This window comes from Salipiger mangrovisoli (assembly GCF_015223355.1).
Taxonomy (GTDB): domain Bacteria; phylum Pseudomonadota; class Alphaproteobacteria; order Rhodobacterales; family Rhodobacteraceae; genus Salipiger; species Salipiger mangrovisoli.
The window spans coordinates 158,767-179,508 of sequence record NZ_JADFFK010000013.1; the positions used below are offsets into that span (position 1 = coordinate 158,767).

General features: G+C 68.6%; 21 protein-coding genes. 5 read left to right on the forward strand and 16 right to left on the reverse strand.

The genetic code is table 11. The annotated features are described in order from the left end of the window. Nucleotides 1-1,059, reverse strand: a complete 1,059-nt coding sequence (locus tag IQ782_RS17670; RefSeq protein ID WP_194135991.1) for a sugar phosphate isomerase/epimerase family protein — start codon at nt 1,057-1,059, stop codon at nt 1-3. Nucleotides 1,060-1,181: 122 nt separating this feature from the next. Here IQ782_RS17670 and IQ782_RS17675 point away from each other — a divergent pair, with 122 nt between their 5' ends. Next, nucleotides 1,182-2,225, forward strand: a complete 1,044-nt coding sequence (locus tag IQ782_RS17675) for a LacI family DNA-binding transcriptional regulator (protein ID WP_194135992.1) — start codon at nt 1,182-1,184, stop codon at nt 2,223-2,225. A gap of 119 nt (nt 2,226-2,344) precedes the next feature. On the opposite strand, the gene IQ782_RS17680 is transcribed toward IQ782_RS17675, so the two are convergent. After that, complete coding sequence (locus IQ782_RS17680; protein ID WP_194135993.1) at nt 2,345-3,139, reverse strand: IclR family transcriptional regulator; 795 nt, start codon at nt 3,137-3,139, stop codon at nt 2,345-2,347. Between the two features lie 299 nt (nt 3,140-3,438). Here IQ782_RS17680 and IQ782_RS17685 point away from each other — a divergent pair, with 299 nt between their 5' ends. Beyond that, complete coding sequence (locus IQ782_RS17685; protein WP_194135994.1) at nt 3,439-5,514, forward strand: TonB-dependent receptor; 2,076 nt, start codon at nt 3,439-3,441, stop codon at nt 5,512-5,514. A gap of 69 nt (nt 5,515-5,583) precedes the next feature. Here the strand turns inward: IQ782_RS17685 and IQ782_RS17690 are convergent, their stop codons facing one another. From IQ782_RS17690 to IQ782_RS17705, 4 genes are read right to left on the reverse strand one after another with little or no spacing between them, the layout of a single operon-like run. Next, on the reverse strand, nt 5,584-6,540 hold the full coding sequence (locus IQ782_RS17690) for an ABC transporter substrate-binding protein (protein ID WP_194135995.1): 957 nt from the start codon (nt 6,538-6,540) through the stop codon (nt 5,584-5,586). A gap of 10 nt (nt 6,541-6,550) precedes the next feature. Continuing rightward, nucleotides 6,551-7,591 (reverse strand): iron ABC transporter permease, encoded by a 1,041-nt coding sequence (locus IQ782_RS17695; RefSeq protein ID WP_240989367.1) that lies wholly within the window; start codon nt 7,589-7,591, stop codon nt 6,551-6,553. Beyond that, nucleotides 7,588-8,592 (reverse strand): FecCD family ABC transporter permease, encoded by a 1,005-nt coding sequence (locus IQ782_RS17700; RefSeq protein WP_194135996.1) that lies wholly within the window; start codon nt 8,590-8,592, stop codon nt 7,588-7,590. The genes IQ782_RS17695 and IQ782_RS17700 overlap by 4 nt, the downstream gene beginning before the upstream one ends. Then, complete coding sequence (locus IQ782_RS17705) at nt 8,589-9,374, reverse strand: ABC transporter ATP-binding protein (protein WP_338092604.1); 786 nt, start codon at nt 9,372-9,374, stop codon at nt 8,589-8,591. The genes IQ782_RS17700 and IQ782_RS17705 overlap by 4 nt, the downstream gene beginning before the upstream one ends. A gap of 134 nt (nt 9,375-9,508) precedes the next feature. Between IQ782_RS17705 and IQ782_RS17710 the strand changes: the two genes are divergently transcribed. Beyond that, nucleotides 9,509-10,783, forward strand: coding sequence for an NtaA/DmoA family FMN-dependent monooxygenase (locus IQ782_RS17710; protein WP_194135997.1), 1,275 nt, complete (start codon nt 9,509-9,511; stop codon nt 10,781-10,783). An 80-nt stretch (nt 10,784-10,863) separates the two neighbouring features. Here the strand turns inward: IQ782_RS17710 and IQ782_RS17715 are convergent, their stop codons facing one another. The 4 genes from IQ782_RS17715 to repA form a co-directional block, all read right to left on the reverse strand. Beyond that, nucleotides 10,864-11,433, reverse strand: a complete 570-nt coding sequence (locus tag IQ782_RS17715; RefSeq protein ID WP_194135998.1) for an MT-A70 family methyltransferase — start codon at nt 11,431-11,433, stop codon at nt 10,864-10,866. A 103-nt stretch (nt 11,434-11,536) separates the two neighbouring features. Continuing rightward, entirely contained in the window at nt 11,537-12,727 is a 1,191-nt protein-coding gene (repC, locus tag IQ782_RS17720; RefSeq protein WP_194135999.1) for a plasmid replication protein RepC, read from the reverse strand. Between the two features lie 181 nt (nt 12,728-12,908). After that, nucleotides 12,909-13,910 (reverse strand): plasmid partitioning protein RepB, encoded by a 1,002-nt coding sequence (gene repB / locus IQ782_RS17725; RefSeq protein WP_194136000.1) that lies wholly within the window; start codon nt 13,908-13,910, stop codon nt 12,909-12,911. After that, nucleotides 13,907-15,121: a plasmid partitioning protein RepA gene (gene repA, locus IQ782_RS17730; RefSeq protein ID WP_194136001.1), complete on the reverse strand. Its 1,215-nt coding sequence runs from the start codon at nt 15,119-15,121 to the stop codon at nt 13,907-13,909. The genes repB and repA overlap by 4 nt, the downstream gene beginning before the upstream one ends. A 250-nt stretch (nt 15,122-15,371) precedes the next feature. Here repA and IQ782_RS17735 point away from each other — a divergent pair, with 250 nt between their 5' ends. Beyond that, nucleotides 15,372-15,629, forward strand: coding sequence for a ribbon-helix-helix domain-containing protein (locus tag IQ782_RS17735; RefSeq protein ID WP_194136002.1), 258 nt, complete (start codon nt 15,372-15,374; stop codon nt 15,627-15,629). Then, nucleotides 15,619-15,969, forward strand: coding sequence for a type II toxin-antitoxin system RelE/ParE family toxin (locus IQ782_RS17740; protein ID WP_194136003.1), 351 nt, complete (start codon nt 15,619-15,621; stop codon nt 15,967-15,969). Before IQ782_RS17735 ends, IQ782_RS17740 begins: the two co-directional genes overlap by 11 nt. Before the next feature lie 106 nt (nt 15,970-16,075). Here IQ782_RS17740 and IQ782_RS17745 read toward each other — a convergent pair whose 3' ends face one another. The 6 genes from IQ782_RS17745 to IQ782_RS17770 all read right to left on the reverse strand — a co-directional run bounded on the left by IQ782_RS17745 (nt 16,076) and on the right by IQ782_RS17770 (nt 20,661). After that, complete coding sequence (locus tag IQ782_RS17745) at nt 16,076-16,666, reverse strand: nucleoside 2-deoxyribosyltransferase (protein WP_194136004.1); 591 nt, start codon at nt 16,664-16,666, stop codon at nt 16,076-16,078. Continuing rightward, nucleotides 16,663-17,244, reverse strand: coding sequence for an AAA family ATPase (locus tag IQ782_RS17750; protein ID WP_194136005.1), 582 nt, complete (start codon nt 17,242-17,244; stop codon nt 16,663-16,665). Before IQ782_RS17750 ends, IQ782_RS17745 begins: the two co-directional genes overlap by 4 nt. Before the next feature lie 24 nt (nt 17,245-17,268). Further along, nucleotides 17,269-18,015 (reverse strand): ABC transporter permease, encoded by a 747-nt coding sequence (locus IQ782_RS17755; protein WP_194136006.1) that lies wholly within the window; start codon nt 18,013-18,015, stop codon nt 17,269-17,271. Further along, nucleotides 18,012-18,767, reverse strand: a complete 756-nt coding sequence (locus IQ782_RS17760; protein WP_194136007.1) for an ABC transporter permease subunit — start codon at nt 18,765-18,767, stop codon at nt 18,012-18,014. Before IQ782_RS17760 ends, IQ782_RS17755 begins: the two co-directional genes overlap by 4 nt. Further along, nucleotides 18,764-19,549 (reverse strand): ABC transporter ATP-binding protein, encoded by a 786-nt coding sequence (locus IQ782_RS17765; RefSeq protein WP_194136008.1) that lies wholly within the window; start codon nt 19,547-19,549, stop codon nt 18,764-18,766. The genes IQ782_RS17760 and IQ782_RS17765 overlap by 4 nt, the downstream gene beginning before the upstream one ends. 83 nt (nt 19,550-19,632) lie before the next feature. Beyond that, nucleotides 19,633-20,661: an ABC transporter substrate-binding protein gene (locus tag IQ782_RS17770; protein WP_194136009.1), complete on the reverse strand. Its 1,029-nt coding sequence runs from the start codon at nt 20,659-20,661 to the stop codon at nt 19,633-19,635. Between the last annotated feature and the right edge of the window lie 81 nt (nt 20,662-20,742).

Genomic DNA, 20,742 nt, shown 5'->3' on the forward strand with positions numbered 1-20,742 from the left:
TCAGCCCTCCAGCCCCAGCATCCGCCGGTTGGCAGCCGCATCGGTGCCCGCCGCCGCGAAATCGTCGAAGGCGCGCTCGGTGACCCGGATGATGTGATCCTTGACGAAGCGCGCGCCCTCGCGCGCCCCGTCCTCGGGGTGCTTCAGCGCGCATTCCCATTCGACCACCGCCCAGCCGTCGAAATCCATCGCCGCGAGCTTGGCGAAGATCGCCTTGAAATCCACCTGCCCGTCGCCGGGACTGCGGAAGCGCCCGGCCCGGTCGATCCAGGACTGGAAGCCGCCGTAGACCCCCTGCCGCCCGGTCGGGCGGAACTCGGCGTCCTTGACGTGGAACATGCCGATGCGCTCGGCATAGATGTCGAGATGCGCGAGGTAGTCGAGCTGCTGCAGCACGTAGTGGCTGGGGTCGTAGAGCATCATCGCCGAGGGGTGCTGACCCACCCGGTCAAGGAACATCTCGAAGCTGGCACCGTCGTGCAGGTCCTCGCCCGGATGGATCTCGTAGCAGATCTTCACGCCCTTCTCGGCGGCATGGTCGAGGATCGGGCGCCAGCGCGCCGCCAGCTCGTCGAAGGCCGCCTCGACCAGACCCGCCGGACGTTGCGGCCAGGGGTAGAGATAGGGCCAGGCCAGCGCGCCGGAAAAGGCCGCCATGCGGTCGATCCCGAGATTGGCCGAGGCGTCGATGGTCTTCATCACCTGATCGACCGCCCAGGCCTGCCGCGCCGCGGGATTGCCGCGCAGCGCCTCGGGGGCGAAGCCGTCGAAGGCCGCGTCATAGGCCGGGTGCACCGCGACCAGCTGCCCCTGGATGTGTGCCGACAACTCGGTGATCTCGATGCCCGAGGCCGCGGCCTTGCCGCGAAGCGCGTCGCAATAGTCCTTCGAGGCTGCGGCGCGGTCGAGATCCATGAGGCAGGCCTCGCCGCTCGGCACCTGAACGCCGCGATAGCCGCAGTCGGCCGCCCAGCGGGTGATGCCTTCGAAGCTGTCGAAAGGCGCGCCGCTGCCGACGAATTGCGCCAGGAACAGGCCGGGGCCCTTCAAAGTTCGCATGGATCCTCCCAGATAGCCGATCGCAAATGTAATCGGTTTCATTATGACTGACACAGGATGAAAAGGTTTTCAACAGGAGTCTATCGGCGTATGTTGCAAACCTCTCAACTGGAGTCCCGCCCTTGAAAGACCCCGCCGCCGCGCCCCGGATCCATGACGTCGCCAAGCTCGCGGGGGTGTCGGTCGCCACCGTCAGCCGCGTGCTGTCGAATCCCTCGATCGTCTCGGAGCGCACCCGGCAGGCGGTGGAGAAGGCGGTCGAGGAAACCGGCTACACGGTGAACCTGATGGCCCGGAACCTGCGCCAGCAGCAGGTCGGCGCGGTGCTGGCGCTGGTGCCCAACCTGGCCAACCCGTTCTTTTCCGAGATCCTGGCCGGCATCTCCGGAACGCTGCGCGCCGAGGGGCTGAGCCTGCTGGTGCTCGACACCCGCCAGACCGACCCCGGCTCGCCAAGCCGGGGCCTGCGGGCCTATCTCAACCGCTCGCGCGCCGACGGCGTCATCGTGCTCGACGGCAGCCTCGATCCGGCGCTCTTCGATCACGCCGCCTGCCCGCCGGTGGTCCAGGCCTGCGAATGGATCGACGGGCTGGTCGGCCCGCGCGTCCTGGCCGACAACACCTCGGGCGCGCGGATGGCGGTCGAGCATCTGCTTGGTCTCGGCCATCGCCGCATCCTGCACCTCACCGGCCCCTCCGCCAACACGCTGTCGCAATCCCGCGCCGCCGGGGTCGCCGCGGCGCTGGCTGCGGCGGGCCTGCCCCCTGCCCCGCGGATCGAGGGGGCCTTCACGCTCAAGTCCGGCCACGCCGCCAGCGCCGCGCTGCTCGCACAGGCCGAGCTGCCGAGCGCGGTCTTCTGCGACAATGACGAGATGGCCATTGGCCTGATGGCCGGGCTGCGCGCCGCCGGGCTGCGCATCCCCGAGGACATCTCGATCGTCGGCTTCGACAATATCGAGATGTCGGCCTATGCCAGCGTGCCGCTCACCACGGTCCGCCAGAAGCGCGCGCAGCTCGGCCGCCGCGCCGCCGAGACGCTGCTCGCGCAGCGCAGCGCGCCGGCCCCGACAGAGCTGATCCTGCCGGTCGAATTGGTGGTGCGCGACAGCACCGCCCCGGCCCGCGACCACCTGCGGGTCGCCGCGCGGGACCGCAGCGCCTGAGCCGGCATCCGTCCCGGTCCCGTTCAGCCCGCCCCGTGCTGCGCAGCGGTCCGCGGCGCGCCGCCATGGCGTGCGTCCCCTCCTCGCGTCAGAGGATCGCCTGAGGACGCAGCCGCGCCTCAGCGACCGGCGATGCGCCCCGCCGTGGCCTTGCCGAGCGCGATCGCCACCTCGCGCAGGTCGCGCCCGATGGCGTCGCTGACTTCCTCGCCCAGATTGGCCACGGTGGTCATCACGCAGGCGATCTCGCCCTGCGGATCGAACACCGGCACCGCCTGCCCCGCCACATGTGGCAGCAGGTGGCCCTGCAACTCGCACCAGCCGTGCGCCCGGACCTCCGCCAGCAGCGCCGGATCGGGCCGCCTGCCGCGAAACCCCTCGGGCTGGAAGCCGCGCGCACGGGCGATCCGCTCCTCCGGCAAATAGGCCTGGAACATCAACCCGCAGGCGGTGTTGTCCACCGGCAGCACATCCCCCAGCGCCAGCGAGTTGATCGAGAAGACCGCGCTTCGGTACCAGCGCACCAGCGTCGGGCCGCGCTCGGTCCAGATCGCCACGCCGGCGCTCGCCGCCGTGCGCGCGGCGAAGCGCTTCATCTCGGCGGCGGCAAGCTCCACCGGATCGAGCCTCCGCAGCGCGGCCACGCCGACACCAAGCGCCAGAGGCCCCAGGTCGTAATGCCCGCTGGCCGGGTCCTGCACCGCCAGGTCCTCGCGCACGAGGCTCTGCAGGTAGCGATGCGCCATGGAGCCCGAGGTGCCCGCCCGCTTGGCGATGACGCCAAGCGCCAGCGGCCCCGAGGCGCTGGCCAGAACCCGCAGGAAGACCGCCGCCGTCGATACCGACTGGATCGTTCCGGCCTTGCGGTGTTCGGAGACGCCCTGCGGCGCGTCGGGAGGCGGTGCGTCTTGCATCGGTGGTCCTTTGCCCTCGATTGCCCCGGAGCCCCCCGGAGCGGTCCGCCGGAAGCTAGTCCCTGCTCCCGCAAGGATCAATGCGCGGAACGGCCGTGGCGTCGGTCACCCCGCGCGCCGCAGCGAACCGCCAAATATCCGACTTATTTTGTCTTATTTATATTGCGATGCATCATGCATCATGCAATGAGAAATTCAGGCGGCACCTCAGCCGGACGCCCCAGCCGCGTCCTTCCGCGCCGAAAGGCCCCGGATCCTCCCTAGCCAAGCAGCCGCCCCATTCAATGTTGGGGACAGACATGACAACGAAAAGCAGACTGCTTGGCGGCATCGCCCATGCAGCCCTGGTGGCAGGCGCGACGGCGGGCGCGCTCTCGGGCGTGGCGGCCATGGCCTCTCCGGTGGCCGCGCAGCAGAGCGGCTACGATCTGGGGATGATCCTGCTCACCGGCGAGAAGGACGCCAAGACGGTCGAGAGCACCGCCGCCTCGGTCGCGGTGATCACCGGCGACGAGCTTCGCCCGCAGGACGGCGACATCAGCGAGACGCTGAAGGCCGTGCCGAACCTTCTCGACGTCGGCAGCGGCGTCGCACCGACCATCCGCGGCATCGAGAGCCAGGGCGCCCAGGAAGGCGCCGTGGCGTTCTTCGCCGGCACCACGCCGCGCGCCACGGTGAATGTCGATGGCCACTATCAGACCTTCTACGAGTATGTGAACGGCGGCACCGGCCTTTGGGACGTGGACACGGTCGAGGTGTATCGCGGCCCGCAGACCACCAAGCAGGGCGCCAATTCGATCGCCGGTGCGGTGATCGTCAACACCAAGGACCCGAGCTTCGAACCCGAGACCGCGGCGCAGCTCCTCGCCGGCAGCTACAACATGCGCCGCGCCTCGCTGGCGGTCGGCGGCGCCGTGGCCCCCGACCTCGCCCTGCGCTTCTCGGCCGACTATGTCTCGCGCGACAACTACGTCGACGTGGAGGATGCCACCGGCGACGGCGGCGACACCGACCGCGACTACGAGACCCAGACCTACCGCGCCAAGCTGCTCTGGGCCCCGGCCGACATTCCCGGCTTCGAGGCGAAGCTGACCTACGCCCATGTCGACTCGAACCAGCCCACCAGCGAGTCCGTCGCCTTCCCCTATGACGGCGATCTGACCACCGACAGCCACGGGCCGACCTGGCACGTCATCTCCGACAGCCTGGTGGCCGATGTCAGCCATGATTTCGGCAATGGCATGACCCTGTCGAACCAACTCAGCTACGGCGAGTCGGTCACCGACCGGGTGCTCGAAGAGGTCGAGGACGGCACCGCCCACATCGAGACCTCGGGTTGGAGCAACGAGCTGCGCGCCAACTTCGGCAGCGCGGACGACCCGGTCAGCGGCGTCGTCGGCCTGTTCTACTCCGAGACCGACCAACAGGACGACATCACCCTCGTCTATCTCGGCAACGGCGGCGACAGCGCCTTCGACAACGACAAGACCAGCACCGGCCTCTACGGCGAGGCGACCTGGCGCGCGACCGGGGCGCTTTCGGTGACCGGCGGGCTGCGCTTCCAGCACGACGAGATCGCCCGCAGCGGCACCTATGAAAGTTACCTCTTCGGCACCACCAACCCGGTCGATTACGACAAGTCCTTCGACGCGGTTCTGCCCAGCCTCGGGCTGGCCTACGCGCTGGATGACAGCACCACGCTCGGCGTCTCGGTGTCGAAGGGCTATACGCCCGGCGGCAGCGGCCTGAACTTCGTGACCAGCGAGTATTACGAATACGACGAGGAAACCGCCTGGACCTACGAGGCCTACGCGCGCTCCTCGCTGCTCGGGGATCGCCTCTTCCTGACCGCCAACCTGTTCTACTCGGACTACCGCGACCAGCAGCTCTCCTACAGCCGCACCACCTACAACGCCGGTCGGACCGAAAGCTACGGGCTCGAACTCGCGGCAGACTTCCAGGCCAGCGACAGCCTGCGGCTGAACGCCGGGATCGGCTTGCTGCGCACCGAGATCCTGGAGTTCGACGCCCTGCCCGACCTCGAGGGCAACGAGCTGGACCGCGCGCCCCATGGCACCTTCAGCCTCGGCGCAAGCTGGGAGGTGACCGACAGGCTGACACTCGGCGGCGACCTGCGCCACGTGACCGGCTACTACTCGGACACCGACAACGCCGGCGACTACGAGGTCGATCCCTATACGATCGCCAATCTCTCGGCGAGCTACGACCTCTCGGAGCAATTCGAGCTCTACGGCTACGTGAACAACGTCTTCGACGAGAACAGCGTGACCTGGGTGCGCGGCGCGCGCGGCGTCTACAGCTCGCGCGTCACCGATCCGCGGATGGTCGGCTTCGGCGTGCGGATGCAGTTCTGAGCCCAGGCTCCCGGAAAGACCCACGCTGGCCCGCAACCGCGGGCCAGCCTCCCACGTCTCGGGCGGACGTCACCGTCCGGCCCAGTCCCTTACCGCAACCAGCCCATGCTCGGCGCTGGCGATAGACGGGGTCGAGACCTTGGCGCTGTCGGCAAAAATCACCCGCCCCTCCTTTGCGGGGCGCAGGAAACGCTCCCAGCCCGGCGCGATCCGTCCCAGCTTGGCGCGGATCGAGGCCTCGTCGCGATCGCTGCCGGTGTAGGAATTCATCAGCACCAGCACGTCCGGATCGAGCCTCAGGAAGACCTCGGCACTCAGCGGCACGGCGAAATTCGATCCCAGCCCGTTGCCTTCGCCCAGCCCCGCGACCTCGGCGCGCGTGTAGCCAAGATCCTCCAGCGCCTGAATCATCCCCGACATCTCGCCCACCAGCCGCAGCTCGTCATGCGCGATCACCACAAGGTAGCTCTTGCCCTCCGGCGGCACGGGCAGCGCGGCACGGGTTTCGCCGACGCGCGCGCGATACGCCGCAAGCCGCGCCGCATAGGCGTCTTCCAGCCCCAGCACGCTGGCAAGCCGCTCCTGCGTGCCAAACCCGTGAACGCGCCCGGTTCCGGTGTTCTGAAGATAGGTTGGCGCGATCTGCGCAAGCTGCGCCACGATGCCGGCATTGTACTCCGAGCCGATGATCAGGTCGGGCTCCAGCGCCCGCAGCTTCTCGAAGTCCATCTGCCCGGCCGGACCAACGCCCCGCGGCCGCTCCGGCACCGCCTCCGGCCCCAGGACGCTGTCGATGAAGTCCACCGCCGACTGCGCGGTGCCCGCGTCGGTGCGCCCGAAGCTGCCCACCAGCCTCCCGCCGATGTCGAGGATCGGCACGCCGAGCAGGGGATCATGGGTGACGACGATGCGCCGCGGGGTCTCCGGCAGGGTCACGGTGCGGCCCGCGTTATCGGTCAGCACACGCTCCCCGGCATGGGCGCAGGGCACCGCCAGCAGCAGCGCAGTCAGCAGGATATGTTTCATCAAAGGGTCCTCACGAAGGGCGACGCACCGCGCGCAGCCGCAGAATGGCTATGAAAAGTGGCACGCCGAGCACCGTCAGGCACAGGCCGAGCGGGAGGCCGATCTCGGAGCCGAGCGCGCGCGACAGCGCGTCTGCGGCGAGGACGAAAGCGCCTCCGGCCAAACCGCTCAATACCAGCCGCGCCCGGCCCGAGCTGGGCAGCAGGGCGGCGGCGACATGCGGCGCCATGACGCCGAGAAAGACCAGCGGCCCGGTCACCGTCACCGCCGCCGAGGTCAGCACCACCACCGCCACCAGCACCATCAGCCGCGCGCCGCGCAGGCTCAGCCCGAGCGCATGGGCGTGGTCCTCGCCGAGGTCCAGCAGCCGCAGCATCGGCCCCGCCGCAAAGAGCAGCGGCAGCGCCGGCAGCACCCAGAGCGCAAGCCCGCCGAAGGCCGGCCAGCCGGCCTGTGCCAGAGAGCCTGCCAGCCAGGCAGATACGGCAAACGACAGGTCAGGGGGCGCGTAGAGCAGGACGATGGCGGTGATCGCCGACAGCACCGTCTCGACCGACAGCCCCAGCAGCAGGATCGCCAGCGCATCCCCCGCCCTGCCCCGCCCGGTCAGCCGGGCCAGGAACAGCGCCACGCAAAGCCCTCCGGCACTGCCGATCAGCGGCAGCCAGCCCGTGGGCAGCGCCGGCAGCAAGACCACCCCCAGCAGGATCGCCAGAAGCGCGCCCTGCGCCAGCCCCAGCAGCCCGGGATCGGCGATCGGGTTGCGCGTCAGCGATTGCAGCATCGCCCCCGAGACCGCGACCGCCGCCCCTGCCAGAAAGCCGGTGAGCCCCCGCGGCAGGCGCAGCTCCAGCACCGCGTAGCGCTGCGCCTCATCCAGCCCGCCGCCAAGCAGATCGACCAGCCCGACCGGTGTACTGCCCGCCGTCAGCCCCAGCCCCAGCAGCACGGCCGCCAGCGCCGCCAGTGCCAGCGCCACGCCAAGATCGGCCCGGCGCATCTCCAGCCTCGCCACCCGCAGCAGCCGCGCGCCGTCGAGCCGCCGGGTCATCGCCTTGCCCCCGGCCGCAGGTAAAGCCGGTAGACGAGCGTTCCGAAGCAGACGCCCCCCACCAGGTCGAGCAGCACCCCGGTGTGCAGCGTGAACGGCGCGAAAGCCCGCCGCGCCAGCACGTCCGACAGCAGGCAGAGCGCCGCCCCCACCAGCGCCGAGACCGGCAGCAGCCGCGCCAGATGCGCCCCGGTCACCGGCCGCACCAGATGCGGCACCACCAGCCCGACAAAGCCCACCGGCCCGCAGATCGCCGTGGCCGAGCTGGCCCCCAGCACCACCGCCGCGAGCCCGGCGCGGCTCACCCTGCGCACCGGCACCCCCAGCGCCTCGGCCCGCTCGCGGCCCAGCCCGATCAGCGTCAGCGGCCGCGCCAGCGCCAGCAGGATCAGCCCCGACGCCAGCCCCAGCGGCCAGAAAACCGCCAGCCGGTCGGCGTAGAAATGGTTGATGTTGCCCGCCAGCCAGCTCAGGTACTCGGCCCGCCGCGCCGGGTCGGTCAGCAGCAGCGTCCCCGAGACCCCCGCCAGCAGCATTCCCGTCAGCGCCCCCGACAGGATCAGCGGCACGCCGCGCGGGTCCGGTCCCAGCCCGGTCAGCCGCGCCACCGCCAGCGTCAGGGCAAATCCGCCGAATCCGCCGGCCAACGCCGCCCCCCCCTGCCCCGCCAGCCCGGCGCCGAAGCCGAAGACCGAGACCAGCATCCCCAGCATCGCACCGGCGCTCACCCCCAGCGTCGAGGGCGAGGCCAGCGGGTTGCCGGTGATCCCCTGCATCACCGCGCCGCCCGCGGCCAGCACCGCCCCGGCGTAGACGGCGATCAGCGCCCGCGGCAGCCGCTGGCTGAGCACCACGAAATGATCGACGCTCTCCGCGTCGAAGGCGACCAGCGCGCGCAGAACCTCGCGCGGCGCGATCGGCGTCGCGCCGAGGCTCAGGCTCGCCACCGCCGCCGCCAGAAGCAGGGCAAGCGCCGCGCCGCATGTCCCGGCAAACCTCATGGCATGCCGATCATCTGTGCGCCCTTCGGCAGGCACAGGCGGCGCCCGCCCAGATCGCGCAGATCTGCCGCGATGCCGAACCCCTCGGCGACCGCCCGCGCGTCGAGCACCTGCCGCGCCGGTCCCTGCGCCAGCACCCGGCCCTGCTTCAGCAGCACCGCGTCATCGGCATAGGCCAGAGCCAGGTTGAGGTCATGCAGCACCACGACCAGCGTCTTGCCCTGCCCGGTGACCAGGTCGCGCAGCAGGTCCAGCACCGCGTATTGATACTTCAGGTCAAGATGGTTCACCGGCTCGTCCATCAGCAGCACCGGCGTATCCTGCGCCAGCGCCAGCGCGATGAAGGCGCGCTGCCGTTCCCCGCCCGACAGGCGGCTCAACTGCCGCGCCGCCTTGCCCGCAAGCCCAACCGTGCGCAGCGCCTCGCGATAGCCCTCGCGGTCGGCCGCCCGGACGGTGCCGAACAGCCCCGTCCGGGCGAAACCGGCCAGTTCGACCAGCTCGCCCACCGTCAGGTGGTCGGGGCAGATGCTGGATTGCGGCAGGTAGGCCAGCCGCCGCGCGATCTGCCGCCGCGTCTGGGACGCCAGCGGCCTGCCGTCCAGCAGAACCCTCCCGGCCTCTGGCGCGGCAAGCCCGATCAGGCAGCGCATCAGGCTGGACTTGCCGCTGCCATTCGCCCCCACCAGCGCCGTGAACCGCCCCGGTCGGAAGCGCAGCGATATGTCGTGCAGGATAGCGCTGCGGCCGATGGAAAACTTCAGGCGTTCTGTACTCAGCACGTATCTCACCGCGCAATGCGTTTCGTATTGCAAAATCAATAATCCATAGTAAAACCGTCAACAACCCAGAACCTTCTACATTTCTGAAAGAAAGGCGCGCCGTGGTCGACTCCCGAAAGAGGCTGCACATAGGCATGACCCTCGCCCCCACCTGGCTTTCCGGCGAAGCGTGGCGGCGCGAGGACAGCGCGGTCGAGCGCCTTTCAGACCCGCGTTTCTTCATCGAGCTCGCGCAGCGGGCCGAGGCGGCGCATCTCGATTTCGTCTTCCGTCCGGACAGCCTCGGCGCGCCGCCGGCGGGCATGGCAAGGCGCCCCGGCGGCAGCGGGTCCGACCCGACGCTGCTGATGACCCTGCTTGCCGGGCACACCTCGCGCATCGGTTTGCTGACCACCGCCTCGACCACTTTCTTCCCCCCCTACATCCTCGCCCGCGCGCTGATGACCCTGCACTGGCTTTCGGGCGGGCGCGCCGGGTGGAACATCGTCACCAGTCTCGACGGGCAGCGCAATTTCGGCCTTGAGCAGATGCCGAGCGCCGAAGAGCGCTATGCGCGCGCCGCGGAAGCGGTGCAGGTGATCCGCGCGCTTTGGGACAGTTGCCCGACCGGCGCGGCCCCGATTGATCGCGCTGCCGGTCTCGATGGCAGCGCGACGCTTCCCGCAGCCATCGCCCACAAAGGGACTTACTATCAGGTCGAGGGCCCGCTCGCCGCGCTTGGGCACCCGGCCCCTCTGCCGCTGTTTCAGGCCGGGGCTTCGCACGTCGGGCGCGGATTTGCCGCGGCGATTGCCGATGGGACCTTCGCCGCCTGCCCTGACAAGGACGCCGCCCTCGCGCTGCGCGCCGACCTGCGCCGCCGCGCCGTCGCGCGCGGCCGGGCCGCGGATGCGGTTCGGGTGATGCCGGGCCTGAGCCTTTTCCTCGCCGCCTCCGAAACCGAAGCGCGCGAGCTCTACCGCGAGACCCATGCCGGCACGAGCCGCGCGCAGAAACTGGCCAAGCTGACCTCGATGATCGGCCTCGATCTCTCTGGGTGGAATGGCGCGCGACGGATCACCGCCTCTGACCTGCCGCCGCTCGACGCCGCGCTGCGCAGCCGCACCCATGCCGAATTGCTCTATCGCAAGGTGGCGCGGTCAGAGCCCTCGGTGGATGAGCTGCTCGACGCACCCGAGGTTCTCGGCTCGGCGCATTGGCAGGTGATCGGCACCCCCGGTCAAGCGGTCGACGCGATCCGGGATTGGGCCGATGCCGGGGCGCTGGACGGTCTCATCCTTTTCCCCGGCGGCTCGGTAGGCTGTCTCGATCTGGCGCTCTCGACCATTCCGGCGGCATTGGCGGAAGACCGGCGCCTCCGCGAGGACTATGAGAGCGAGTGCTTCGCCGGACATCTCGGGCTCGGGTGAAGCTGATCCGAAGGCTGCCGGTCGACCTTGGTAAACTTTCCCTGGACGCAGCGCACGGCCGTCCAGGGAAACCTTCGCGATCAGGCGCTGATCGCGACCCGTGCGGCCCGATCTTCCCAGACCGTCCACCCCTCGCGCGGGGCATGACCGAAGAGTTCGAGGAACGGACCCCAGCTGCAGCTTTCAATGATCCGGTACTGCGCGAGCGGCTTGCCGCCGGGCACGCTGACCGGACCGGGCGCAATGAAGTTCACCGTACTGCGCGCCGGGGCCAGCGTACGGACGTTCTTGCCGCGGATACCAAAGAGCAGAACCTCGGTGATGTCGTCGAAAGCGTCGGTCTCATCGGAGGCCACCTGCGCCTCGTCGGTCGCCGATTTCTGCCAGATGATGTTGCTCGTGTACTTGAAGCCCCAGGCGGCAAGGACTTTCATCCCCTCGGGCAGCAGAGCGTTCGGCACCCAGAGGTAGCAATGCGCCCGATCTTCGAGATGGTCGGCAACGGGCAGGGCAAGGATGTCGTCGAGGCTCATCGTGCCAGCAGCATCGCGCTCCGGCAGGCGCCAGGGAATTTCGGCGAGGACGCAGCCGAATTTCTGCCCCTCAAGGTAGGTGCTCAGGGCTGCGGCGGTGCGGGGTGTCGTGTCCATGCGTCGAATCCTCAATTTTTCACAGGTATCCGGGGAAAGTGCCGGGAAGTCGAGAGCGTCTTCGGGGAAGAGTTCGCAGCCGCCAGTTCACAGCTGTGAACCCTCAGGCGGCACGGCGGTCGAGGGCCATGACCATCCGCGTCGAAGAGAAGCTGCCCTCGCGGGCCTTTCGGGTCAGATGGCGCAGATAGCCTCCGGGGTTTCGGATCTCGGAGAAGCGCTGCAGCATCGCGCATAGAGTCGCCGAGGCCTGTTCGAGACCCATCGCGGCCTTCGCAGCCTGCCAGGCAGAGTCTGAAATGCCGGTCATTGGCCTGATTTTTTCTGCGGCGCGGATCAGGCTCGTCCAGTCGTGGATCGGATCGGCTGTGAACACGGCGATCTCGGAGCAGGTGCCGAGGACGAGGCGCAAGGGTGGGGGAGGCGCTGCCGGTTTCTCGGCAATTTCCTCGGCAACACCGGGACAGGGATCAGACTCTGCGTCAGCGGTGAACGAGTCTTTCGCGGCCCGTTCAGAGTCTAAGGATTCTTTTAGTGACTTCTGTTGGTGCTGCTCATCCTGAGCGGCGCTGCTGCTCATTTCTGTCGTGTCGAGATCGAAGAAGCGGGCAGTGCGTGCCAGGGCCTCGCGCAGGGTGGCCTCGATCTGTTCGAGAGTCTCGGCATCGAGCTTGCGGCGCAGGTCGCGGGCCGCAAGCCGCGCAAGATCGGAGAGGGCGTCCCAGGGGCCATCGGGGTACTCGATACGACCCAGGTCCGCGAGGGCTGCGAGGTCGCGACGCAGCAGGCTGGCGGTTTCGCGCAGCGCCTTGATGCGGGCGTCCTGCGCGCGGGCCTCTTCTGCGCGCTCGGCAATCTCGGAGGCGCGGTGCAGCAGCGGGCTGAGGTCGAAGCCGAAGGCGATCTTCGCGCCTTCCACGCGGCGGGCGTAGCGCTTGCCGTTCGGGCTGTCACGGCGGATCAGCAGACCGGCCGCGACAAGCCGGGACAGGTGGCGGCGCATGGTCGAGTTTGCCATGCCTCCCGCGCGGGCGCAGATCGTTTCGTTCGAGGGGTGGATGACCAGCGACCTGAAGGGCTCAAGCTGCGCGTCCTGGTGGAAACTGAGCAGCGCCTGAAGCAGGGTGATATCGCGATCCGACAGATCGAAGGCTTTCCGTGCCGCGGTGAGGTTGCGGAGAATCAGCCATTTGTCGATCGGGCAGGGGGCATCGGCGGCCTGTGGACGTGCCCTGACAGATGCCAGGACGGCCTCAGCCGTTCGCCCAAAAGGCGTGATGGGGGTGTAACCCATGTTTTTCATTCACGAAGACAAGAAATACCCGTGCCGCAAATCTATTTCGACTTGCGGATGTTGGCTCCGGACACTACCTTGAGGGTGCTAAGAACAAGTCAGGGTCTCGTGGAGCGAAAGCTTTGCGGGGCTCTTTCTTTGTCGGGCTCGTGCCTCCTATCTCTTTGTTATCGTTGACTGCTCAGTCTTCCGCGCCGCGTTTCCAGCGGGCGTGAAGCTCTTCGATGACGGCTTGTGCCTCCGACTCGATCCAATCGGCGAACCTGGGGTCGTCGAGATCGATGCTGAGGCCCTTGGGGGTACGCTTGAGCGTGCCAGCCCTGCGGCCTCCGACCAGAAGCGACTGCCGCCGCGGTTTTTGTGCGGTCTCTGCCTTGCGCGCCGGGGCGCGGGCAGGGGAGGGGGCGAGATGGCCGGCGACCGCCTCGAAGGCGGCAAGCGAGACATCGTCGGGGACGGTCTCGCCGCTCACCAGCGCGACTTCCGCCGCGGTATGGATGTCGTCGGCGAGCTGCGCCAGTTCTTCGCGGTCGGCGCCGGTCTCTTCGATCGCGCGGGCCAGCGCTTCCCAGCGCGGACGGCCGATGCCATGCGCCGCGCCGATCGCCTGCGCCAGATCGCGGCCAATCGTCTCGGCCACCGAAAGCGCCATGGAAATCGACGACTTGGTGACCGTCAGAACCTCGGCGACCTGGCTTTGGTTGCCGAAGCCGGAATCCACCAACTCTTTGGCAAAAAGCGCTTTTTCTATGAAAGACAGGTCGCGGCGCGCCATGTTCTCGGAGATCTGGGCGGTGACCGCGTCGCGCTCGTCGAGCGTGGCGACCAGGGCGCGGACCTTCTCGACCTTGTCGGAACTGCGGATCGCCTCGAGCCGGCGGCGGCCGTAGACGAGCAGGTAGCGCCCGTCCTGTTCGGGGTTGCGGCGCACCAGGATCGGCACGGTCTGGCCATTGGCCTCGATCGCGTCGCGCAGGTCGATGACGTCATTGGGATCGAGACGGTCGCGGGTGCGCGTGTCGTCGATCTGCGACGGATCGAGCTCCCAGATACGGTGCGTATCGACCGCATCGCGCGCCGAGCGCAGCGCGCGGTTCGTGGTCATCATCGGCGACGCGCCCTGCACACCGGCGGAGGCAAGGCTGTCGAGCATGGACATGCGTTTCTTGCGGGTGTCGCTCATGTGCGTCCCCATGTCTTCTGGATCAGGGCGGCGATCTCGTCGTTCACCGCGTTGAGGCTTTCGAGCGCGCGGTCGTAGGTGGCGCGGGTGAAGGCGCCGCGGTCCACCTCGTAGAGCGTCTGCTTGGTCAGCCCGGCGTCGGAAATCGCGGTGGATTTCAGCATCGGCGCGTTCAGCACCTTGTCGCCGTACATCGTGCGCAGGAAGGCGACGATGCGGTTCTGCGGCGCGTCGGTGGGCTCGTAGCGGGTGAGCAGGTAGCGCATCCAGTCGTGTTTCATGTTGGCGCCGCTTTCGGCGATCACGTCCATGAGGTCGGCGGTCATCCGCAGGAACTGCGACATGGACATGACGTCGAGCATCTCTGGGTGGATGGTGACCAGCACGCCTGTGGCGGCCGAAAGTGCCGACATGGTCAGGAAGCCGAGCTGCGGCGGGCAGTCGATGACCACCACGTCGTAGCGGTCGTCGACCTGCGCCAGCGCGTCCTTGACGCGGAAGAAGAACAGCCCGGCGTTGCCCTGCGCCAGCGCGCGGGGGGTCTCGTGCTCGAATTCCATCAGCTCGAGGTTGCCGGGGATGAGGTCGAGGCCGGGGATGTAGGTGGGCCGGATGACATCGGTGATCGGCACCGGGTCTTCGTAGCGGATCGCGTCGTAGAGCGTGCCGCCGTCCAGCAGGTCGAACTCGGGCTGCACGCCGTGCAGCGCGGTGAACGAGGCCTGGGGGTCGAGGTCGATGGCCAGCACCCGGTAGCCCAGCAGGGCGAGGCGCTGCGCGAGATGGGCCGAGCTGGTGGTCTTGCCGGAGCCGCCCTTGAAGTTCATCACGCCGATGACCTGCAGGTGATCGAGGTATTTCTCTGCGCTGCCCTCGGGGGCGAGACGGCGGCCGGGCAGGTAGTCACCGGGCTTGCGCGCGGTCTTTTCCAGCAGGATGCGCAGCTCCTGCATGTCGTGCACCGAATAGTGCCGGCGGTTGCCGGGGCTCAGCTCGGGCGAGGGGCCCTTGCCGTCGAGGTGCAGCTTGCGCAGGTAGGAATCATTGACGCCAAGCAGGGCCGCGGCCTCGCCCGAGGTGAATTTGCGCATCTCCTTGGACGCGTCGGGCGGAAAAAGGCTTTCCGCCTGCGCATGAAGCTGCGCGGTCAGCCGTTCGGAATGATCGCGAATGACCGTGTTCAGGTCTTCGTCTTCGGTGATATCCTGCATACGCCGGTATCCTGCTCTGTCTTGCCTCTGGCCTTGCGACCTGAACCTTGTTTTGCCGGGCTGCCTGTTCGTCGTGTCGTGTTCACGGTTTTTGGCGTGTTCCGGCTCTTTTTCGTGACTATTGCCGGAGGGCTGCGAGTCGCGCAAGAAGTTTTCCACATGCATCAGTGGGATGAGGGCCGAAGTGCCACAGCATTGACCGGCAAGCCGCAGGGCATATATACTACCCAGTAGTACAAGCGGGGCCGATATGAGCGTCAAATCCTCCATTTCCCTGACCGAAGCGCAGGACGCCTACGTGCGCAGCCTGGTCCGCGACGGGCGATTCCCCTCGGTGAGCGCGGCCTTGCAGCATGGGCTGGAACTGATGCGTCAGGAAAGCGATCAGGCCGAGGCGCTGCGGCGGCTGCTCGACGAGCGGCGGGGGGGCACCTTTGTGACGTTGACCGAGGGCCGCGACGCGGCCGAGGCAATGATCGCCCGCAAGCGGGGCCTGCGTGGCCTATAAGGTACTGCGCGCGGCGGCGGTCGAGCAGGATCTGGAGCTGATCTTCGATTTCGTCGCCGAGAGCGCCGAGTCGCTGGGGGAAACGGCCGAGACCGCCCATGACATGGCGGCGCGGCGCATCCGGGCGATTCTGGACGCGATGGAGGGGCTTGGCCGCGCGCCGCATCAGGGCACGCTGCGGCCCGAGCTGGGGGCGGCGACGCGCCATGTCACCAAGGATCGCGCGATTTTCTATTTCGAGGTGGACGATCTGGGCGAGGAGCTGCGCATTCTCGCGGTGTTCTTCGGGGGGCAGGATCACGACCGCCACATCCTGCTGCGCCTGCTGAGTCGGAACTGAGCGGAGCCCGCCCCGCGCTTGCCGCGGCGCCGGGGGCGCACCGGCCTGCGGCTTGGAAACGGGGCCCGCGTGGCAGGCCCCGAGACGTGAGGTCGTGCGGTGGGGCTCAGGCCTTTGCGTCGAAATAGGCCCGCGCCCGGATCAGCACCGCGCGAAAGGCCGCGAGATCGCCCAGCCGGTCTTCGCCCGCGGCGTCCTCGGCGACAAAAGCCCCCCCTGACTGATCGACAGCGGTGTCGAGCATCAGGTTGTCGCGCATGCCGTGGTTCTCGATCATCAGCCCGTCGGTGGCGCGGGTGACCTCGCCGTCTGCCTCGAAGGGGCCGCCCGAATAGTAGTCCTCGGTCAGCCGGCTGTAATAGTCGCGCGCAGTATTGGAATAGGCAAAGCAGGGCTTGCCCTGCGCGCGCATGTAGCCGACCTCGAAGGCGGTGCCGACATCCGCCGAGATGCCCCGGAAGGGCGTCAGATTGGCGATGATGAAATCGCTTTCGTCCATCATCCTCTCGTTCGCCAGCCCGATCGACAGGCCGAAGGCGAAGGGGGTGTCGCCGCCGAGCGCGTCGCCGTCCTCGGCCAGCGTCGAGGGATGAAAGCCGTAGGCCTGCGCCATTTCGCCCTTGGTCTGCATCACCTCTGACGCATTGCGGAAGAAAACGTCGGGCCCGGCGATATAGACCTTATGCGTCGGGGTCACTTGAGCTTCCCCGCATCCAGCGCGGCGAGGATCCAGGTCTTCCAGGTCTGGTCCTTGTCGGCCTTCTCGGGGATCACCTTCGACGCCTCTTCCATGAAGAAGCGGTAGTCCCGGCCCATCTGCTGGCCCTTCAGCGTGTGCATGTCGAGCGCCACGTCGGGGATCTCGGGCAGGCGCTCGCCCAGTTCCACCGAGCGGCGCGCCCAGTTCACCAAGTCGTCCGAGGTGCGTTCTTTCTCGCTGCCCGAGATCATGCGGATGGCATGGGCGGCAAAGAGGAAGCGGTCGCCGGTGGGGCGGGGGTAGCGCTTGTGCTGCTGGTAGAGCGTCTCGACCAGCACGGGCAGCTGCGGGTTGCCGGTGCCGACATCCTCGACCGCGATGACACAGAGGCGGGACCACATCATCTCTTCCATCTCTGGGCTGGTGAGGAACATCTCCCAGCCGAGCAGGATGGCGTTTTCCAGCATGCCGCGGCGCAGGCTTTTCTGAAGGGCCGAGATCACGTCATCGGCGGCAAAGCCGTGCTCGGTGGTGGTGCGCTGCCAGGGATCGGGGGGTTGGTGTACGTTGATCATGGATCACTCCGGGTTGTACGGCGCTTACGACCAGCGCGTCCTGATGACGCGTTCGGCCCGGTGCGCAAGGGAAAAGCAGAGAACGGCGGCGACGGTCACCACCAGCGAGGTGCCGAGCGCGCGTTCCATGGCGAAGCGGCTCGCCGCCTCGCGGAACATGAAGCCAAGGCCGCTGCGGCCCATGAGGAACTCGGCGAGGATGGCGGCGAGCACGCCCTCGGGGACGGTGATGCGCAGCGCGATCATCAGGTTCGGGACCGCGGCGGGCAGCACGAGGTGGCGCAGCCGCGCTGCGCGGCTGGCGCCGAGCACGCTGAAGAGGTCATCGGCACCGCGCGGCAGGTCCTTCAGCCCCGCGCCGACGAAGACGAAGGTCGGGAAGAAGGCCGAGACGGCGACGATGGCGACGACGGTCGAGATGTCGTAGCCCAGAAGTCGCGCCAGGATCGGGATCAGCGCGACCACCGGCACCGAGGAGAAGATCAGCCCGAGCGGCGTCAGCATTCCCGCCAGCAGCCGCGAGGCCCAGGCCGCCACGGCGACCAGCGCGCCGAACCCGAGGCCGATTGCGACGCCCGCCGTGGCGGTGGCCAGCGTCTGCGCGGCATTGGCAAGATAGAGCGCGGGATGGGACAGCACGTCGCGCAGCACCGGCCAGGGGGCGGGCAGCACGATGGAATTGAGATCGGCGAGGCTGACCCAGCCCTGCCAGAGCGCGAGCAGCAGGAGCACCGCCCAGTTGCGGGCGAGGAATTGCGAGAGCCGGGTCATCGGAACCTCCGGTGCACGGCCGCCTCGAAGAGCCCGAGCAGCCCGTAGAGGATCAGCGAGGTCAGCGTGGTCAGCAGCACGGCGGCCCAGAGCAGCGGGATCTGGAAGTTCTGCATCGCCGAGATCATCAGCAGGCCGAGCCCGCGCGACGCGCCGAACCATTCGCCGACGATGGCCCCCATGAAGGAGACCGGCACCGCCAGCTTCAGCCCCGAGGCGAGCGCGGGCAGGGCCGAGGGCAGTTCGAGCCGCCAGAAGGCGGTCAGGGGGCGCGCGCCAAGGGTGCGGAAGAGATCGGCGTGCGCGGCCTTGGTGGCCTCGAGCCCCGAGGTGGCGGCGACGTAGATCAGGTAGGTGACCGCCAGCGCCGAGATGGCGACCGGGATGGTCTCGCGGCTCATCAGGATCATGAAGACCGGGGCAAGGGCGATGGCGGGCGTGGCGTGTACCAGCGCCACGAGGCGGTCGATCCCGGCCCGTGCAGGCCGGAAGAGCCGGGTGAGCAGCGCCAGCGCGAGGCCGATGCCGGTGCCGGTGAGGTAGCCCAGGGTCACGGCGGCGAAGGTGGTGCGCGCCGCCCGCCCGAGAAGCTGGTGGTGCGCGGGATCGGCGAGATAGGCCAGCACCGCCGTGAGCGGCGGCCAGGTGAGCCCGGCGAGGCGGTAGGTGCCGATCAACTGCCACGCTAGGCAGAAGAGAAAAATGCCCAACAGGGGCGGGCCGTAGCGGTGCAGGCGCGCGCGGGGTGTCACAGCGCGGCCTCTTCGGGGTCGAGCGCCAGCGTCAGCTCGTCGACCAGCGCGTGGAACTCCGGCGTGCGCAGCACCGACGGATCGCGCGGGCGCGGGAAGGGCACGGTGACCTCGCGCAGGATGCGGCCGGGGCGGCCGGTCATGACGATGATGCGGTCGGCGAGGAAGATCGCCTCGTCGACGGAATGGGTGACCAGCAGGGTGGTCAGGGTGCGGGTGCCCCAGATCCGCTGAAGCTCGACGTTCATGTGCCGCCGGGTGACCGCGTCGAGCGCGCCGAAGGGCTCGTCGAGCAGCAGCACGTCCGGATCGAGCACGAGGGCGCGGGCGATCGAGGCGCGCTGGCGCATGCCGCCCGAAAGCTGGCTCGGCCGCGCGTCGCGGAAGCCGGTGAGCCCGACCAGCTCGATCAGCGCATCGACGCGGGCGTGGTCGACCTTGGACCCGGCGACGCGGTAGGGCAGGGCGATGTTCTGCGCGACCGAGAGCCAGGGCAGCAAGGCGTGGTCCTGGAAGGCGACGCCAAGCCGGTGTGCGGCGGCCAGTTCGGAGGGGGCGCGGCCCTCGATGCGCACCGCGCCGGTGCTGGCGGTCTCGAGCCCGGCGATCAGCCGCAGCACCGTGCTCTTGCCGCAGCCCGAGGGGCCGAGCACGGCGACGAATTCACCTTCGCGCAGGCCGAGGTCGATGCCTTCCAGCGCTGTGACGGTCTTGCCGTCATCGAGGCGGAAGGATTTCGACACGCCGTCGAGGCGGATGGCATCGGGTATGGCCTGGGGCATGCGGACTCCGGGGCGGCAGGGACGAGAGGCCATGGGGGCGATGCGCTCCCATGGCCGATGTGCGTCAGAGGGGGCGCGCCCCGTCAGAGCGAGGCGAGCGCTTCTTCCAGCGGGCCGAGATCGACAAGTTCGGAGGCGACCACCGGGGCCTCGATGCCCGCAGCGGCGGCGACCGGCGCGACCGAGCTTTCCACCAGCGCGACGTCGAACCAGAACGGGCCGGGGCCGCCGGGGGCGGTGACCAGCGGCTGGCCAAGCTCGCTCTGGCGGGTCTGCTGGGCAAGATCGAGGCCGAAATCGGCGCCGTATTTCTCGACCGCGAGCTTGGCGCCCTCGGCCGGATCCTTGCCGTTCTGCACCCAGCCGCGGGTCAGCGCGCGCAGGTAGCGCACCACCAGGTCGCGGTTCTCCTCGACGAAGGACCGGCGGGCGACGAGCGGCGCACCGGGCACGGTGTAGCCGAGATCGCTGAACAGGGTGACGTGGAAATCCGCGCCCTCGGTCAGGCCCATGTGCTCGAATGTGATCGGCTGGTTGGTGGCATAGGCCATGTAGGCATCGCCGTCTCCCGCCAGCAGCGGCTCGGGCGAGAAGCCGGTGGGCACCAGCTCGAACTGGTTCTGCTCCAGCCCGGCCTTTTCCAGCACGAAGTTCAGCGTGTTGGCGTCGGCGGGCATCTGCGACAGGATGCGCTTGCCGATGATGTCCTCGGGTTTCAGCACCGGGTTTCCGGACATCGACATGATCGCCGAGGGGCTGGTGGGGTAGTTGCAGCCGAGCACGATGAAGTCGTTGCCGCGGGCGCGCGCCTCGAGGAAGGGGATCCAGTCGCCGCCGGCGAAATCGCATTGGTCCGCGGCCAGCTGCACCAGCACGCCGGGCGCGTTGGGACCGCCTGGGGTGTAGCGGCCCTCGATGCCCTCTTCGGCGAAATAGCCATTCTCCAGCGCCATCCACAGGCCGGCGTATTCGGCGTTGGGGATCCAGCCGAGCGCGGTGGTCAGCGGCACGAGGTCCTGCGCGGCGCCGAGACGCGGCAGGGCGGCGGTGCCGAGCAGTGCGGTACCACCGGCGAGGAAAGAACGGCGAGAGACGTCGGAGAAAGTTGTCATGATCTGCTGGTGTCCCGTAACTGAGGCTACATCTGCCGCGATGAGTGCGATAAAATTTACATCGGTCCAAGAAGAATGTGC

What these genes read in the sequence shown, in the direction of transcription:
- IQ782_RS17670 (WP_194135991.1), bottom strand. Translation starts at nt 1,059, where the DNA reads ATGCGAACTTTGAAGGGCCCCGGCCTGTTCCTGGCGCAATTCGTCGGC.
- IQ782_RS17680 (WP_194135993.1), bottom strand. Translation starts at nt 3,139, where the DNA reads ATGCAAGACGCACCGCCTCCCGACGCGCCGCAGGGCGTCTCCGAACAC.
- IQ782_RS17685 (WP_194135994.1), top strand. Translation starts at nt 3,439, where the DNA reads ATGACAACGAAAAGCAGACTGCTTGGCGGCATCGCCCATGCAGCCCTG.
- IQ782_RS17690 (WP_194135995.1), bottom strand. Translation starts at nt 6,540, where the DNA reads ATGAAACATATCCTGCTGACTGCGCTGCTGCTGGCGGTGCCCTGCGCC.
- IQ782_RS17695 (WP_240989367.1), bottom strand. Translation starts at nt 7,591, where the DNA reads ATGACCCGGCGGCTCGACGGCGCGCGGCTGCTGCGGGTGGCGAGGCTG.
- IQ782_RS17700 (WP_194135996.1), bottom strand. Translation starts at nt 8,592, where the DNA reads ATGAGGTTTGCCGGGACATGCGGCGCGGCGCTTGCCCTGCTTCTGGCG.
- IQ782_RS17710 (WP_194135997.1), top strand. Translation starts at nt 9,509, where the DNA reads ATGACCCTCGCCCCCACCTGGCTTTCCGGCGAAGCGTGGCGGCGCGAG.
- IQ782_RS17715 (WP_194135998.1), bottom strand. Translation starts at nt 11,433, where the DNA reads ATGGACACGACACCCCGCACCGCCGCAGCCCTGAGCACCTACCTTGAG.
- repC (WP_194135999.1), bottom strand. Translation starts at nt 12,727, where the DNA reads ATGGGTTACACCCCCATCACGCCTTTTGGGCGAACGGCTGAGGCCGTC.
- repB (WP_194136000.1), bottom strand. Translation starts at nt 13,910, where the DNA reads ATGAGCGACACCCGCAAGAAACGCATGTCCATGCTCGACAGCCTTGCC.
- repA (WP_194136001.1), bottom strand. Translation starts at nt 15,121, where the DNA reads ATGCAGGATATCACCGAAGACGAAGACCTGAACACGGTCATTCGCGAT.
- IQ782_RS17735 (WP_194136002.1), top strand. Translation starts at nt 15,372, where the DNA reads ATGAGCGTCAAATCCTCCATTTCCCTGACCGAAGCGCAGGACGCCTAC.
- IQ782_RS17750 (WP_194136005.1), bottom strand. Translation starts at nt 17,244, where the DNA reads ATGATCAACGTACACCAACCCCCCGATCCCTGGCAGCGCACCACCACC.
- IQ782_RS17755 (WP_194136006.1), bottom strand. Translation starts at nt 18,015, where the DNA reads ATGACCCGGCTCTCGCAATTCCTCGCCCGCAACTGGGCGGTGCTCCTG.
- IQ782_RS17765 (WP_194136008.1), bottom strand. Translation starts at nt 19,549, where the DNA reads ATGCCCCAGGCCATACCCGATGCCATCCGCCTCGACGGCGTGTCGAAA.
- IQ782_RS17770 (WP_194136009.1), bottom strand. Translation starts at nt 20,661, where the DNA reads ATGACAACTTTCTCCGACGTCTCTCGCCGTTCTTTCCTCGCCGGTGGT.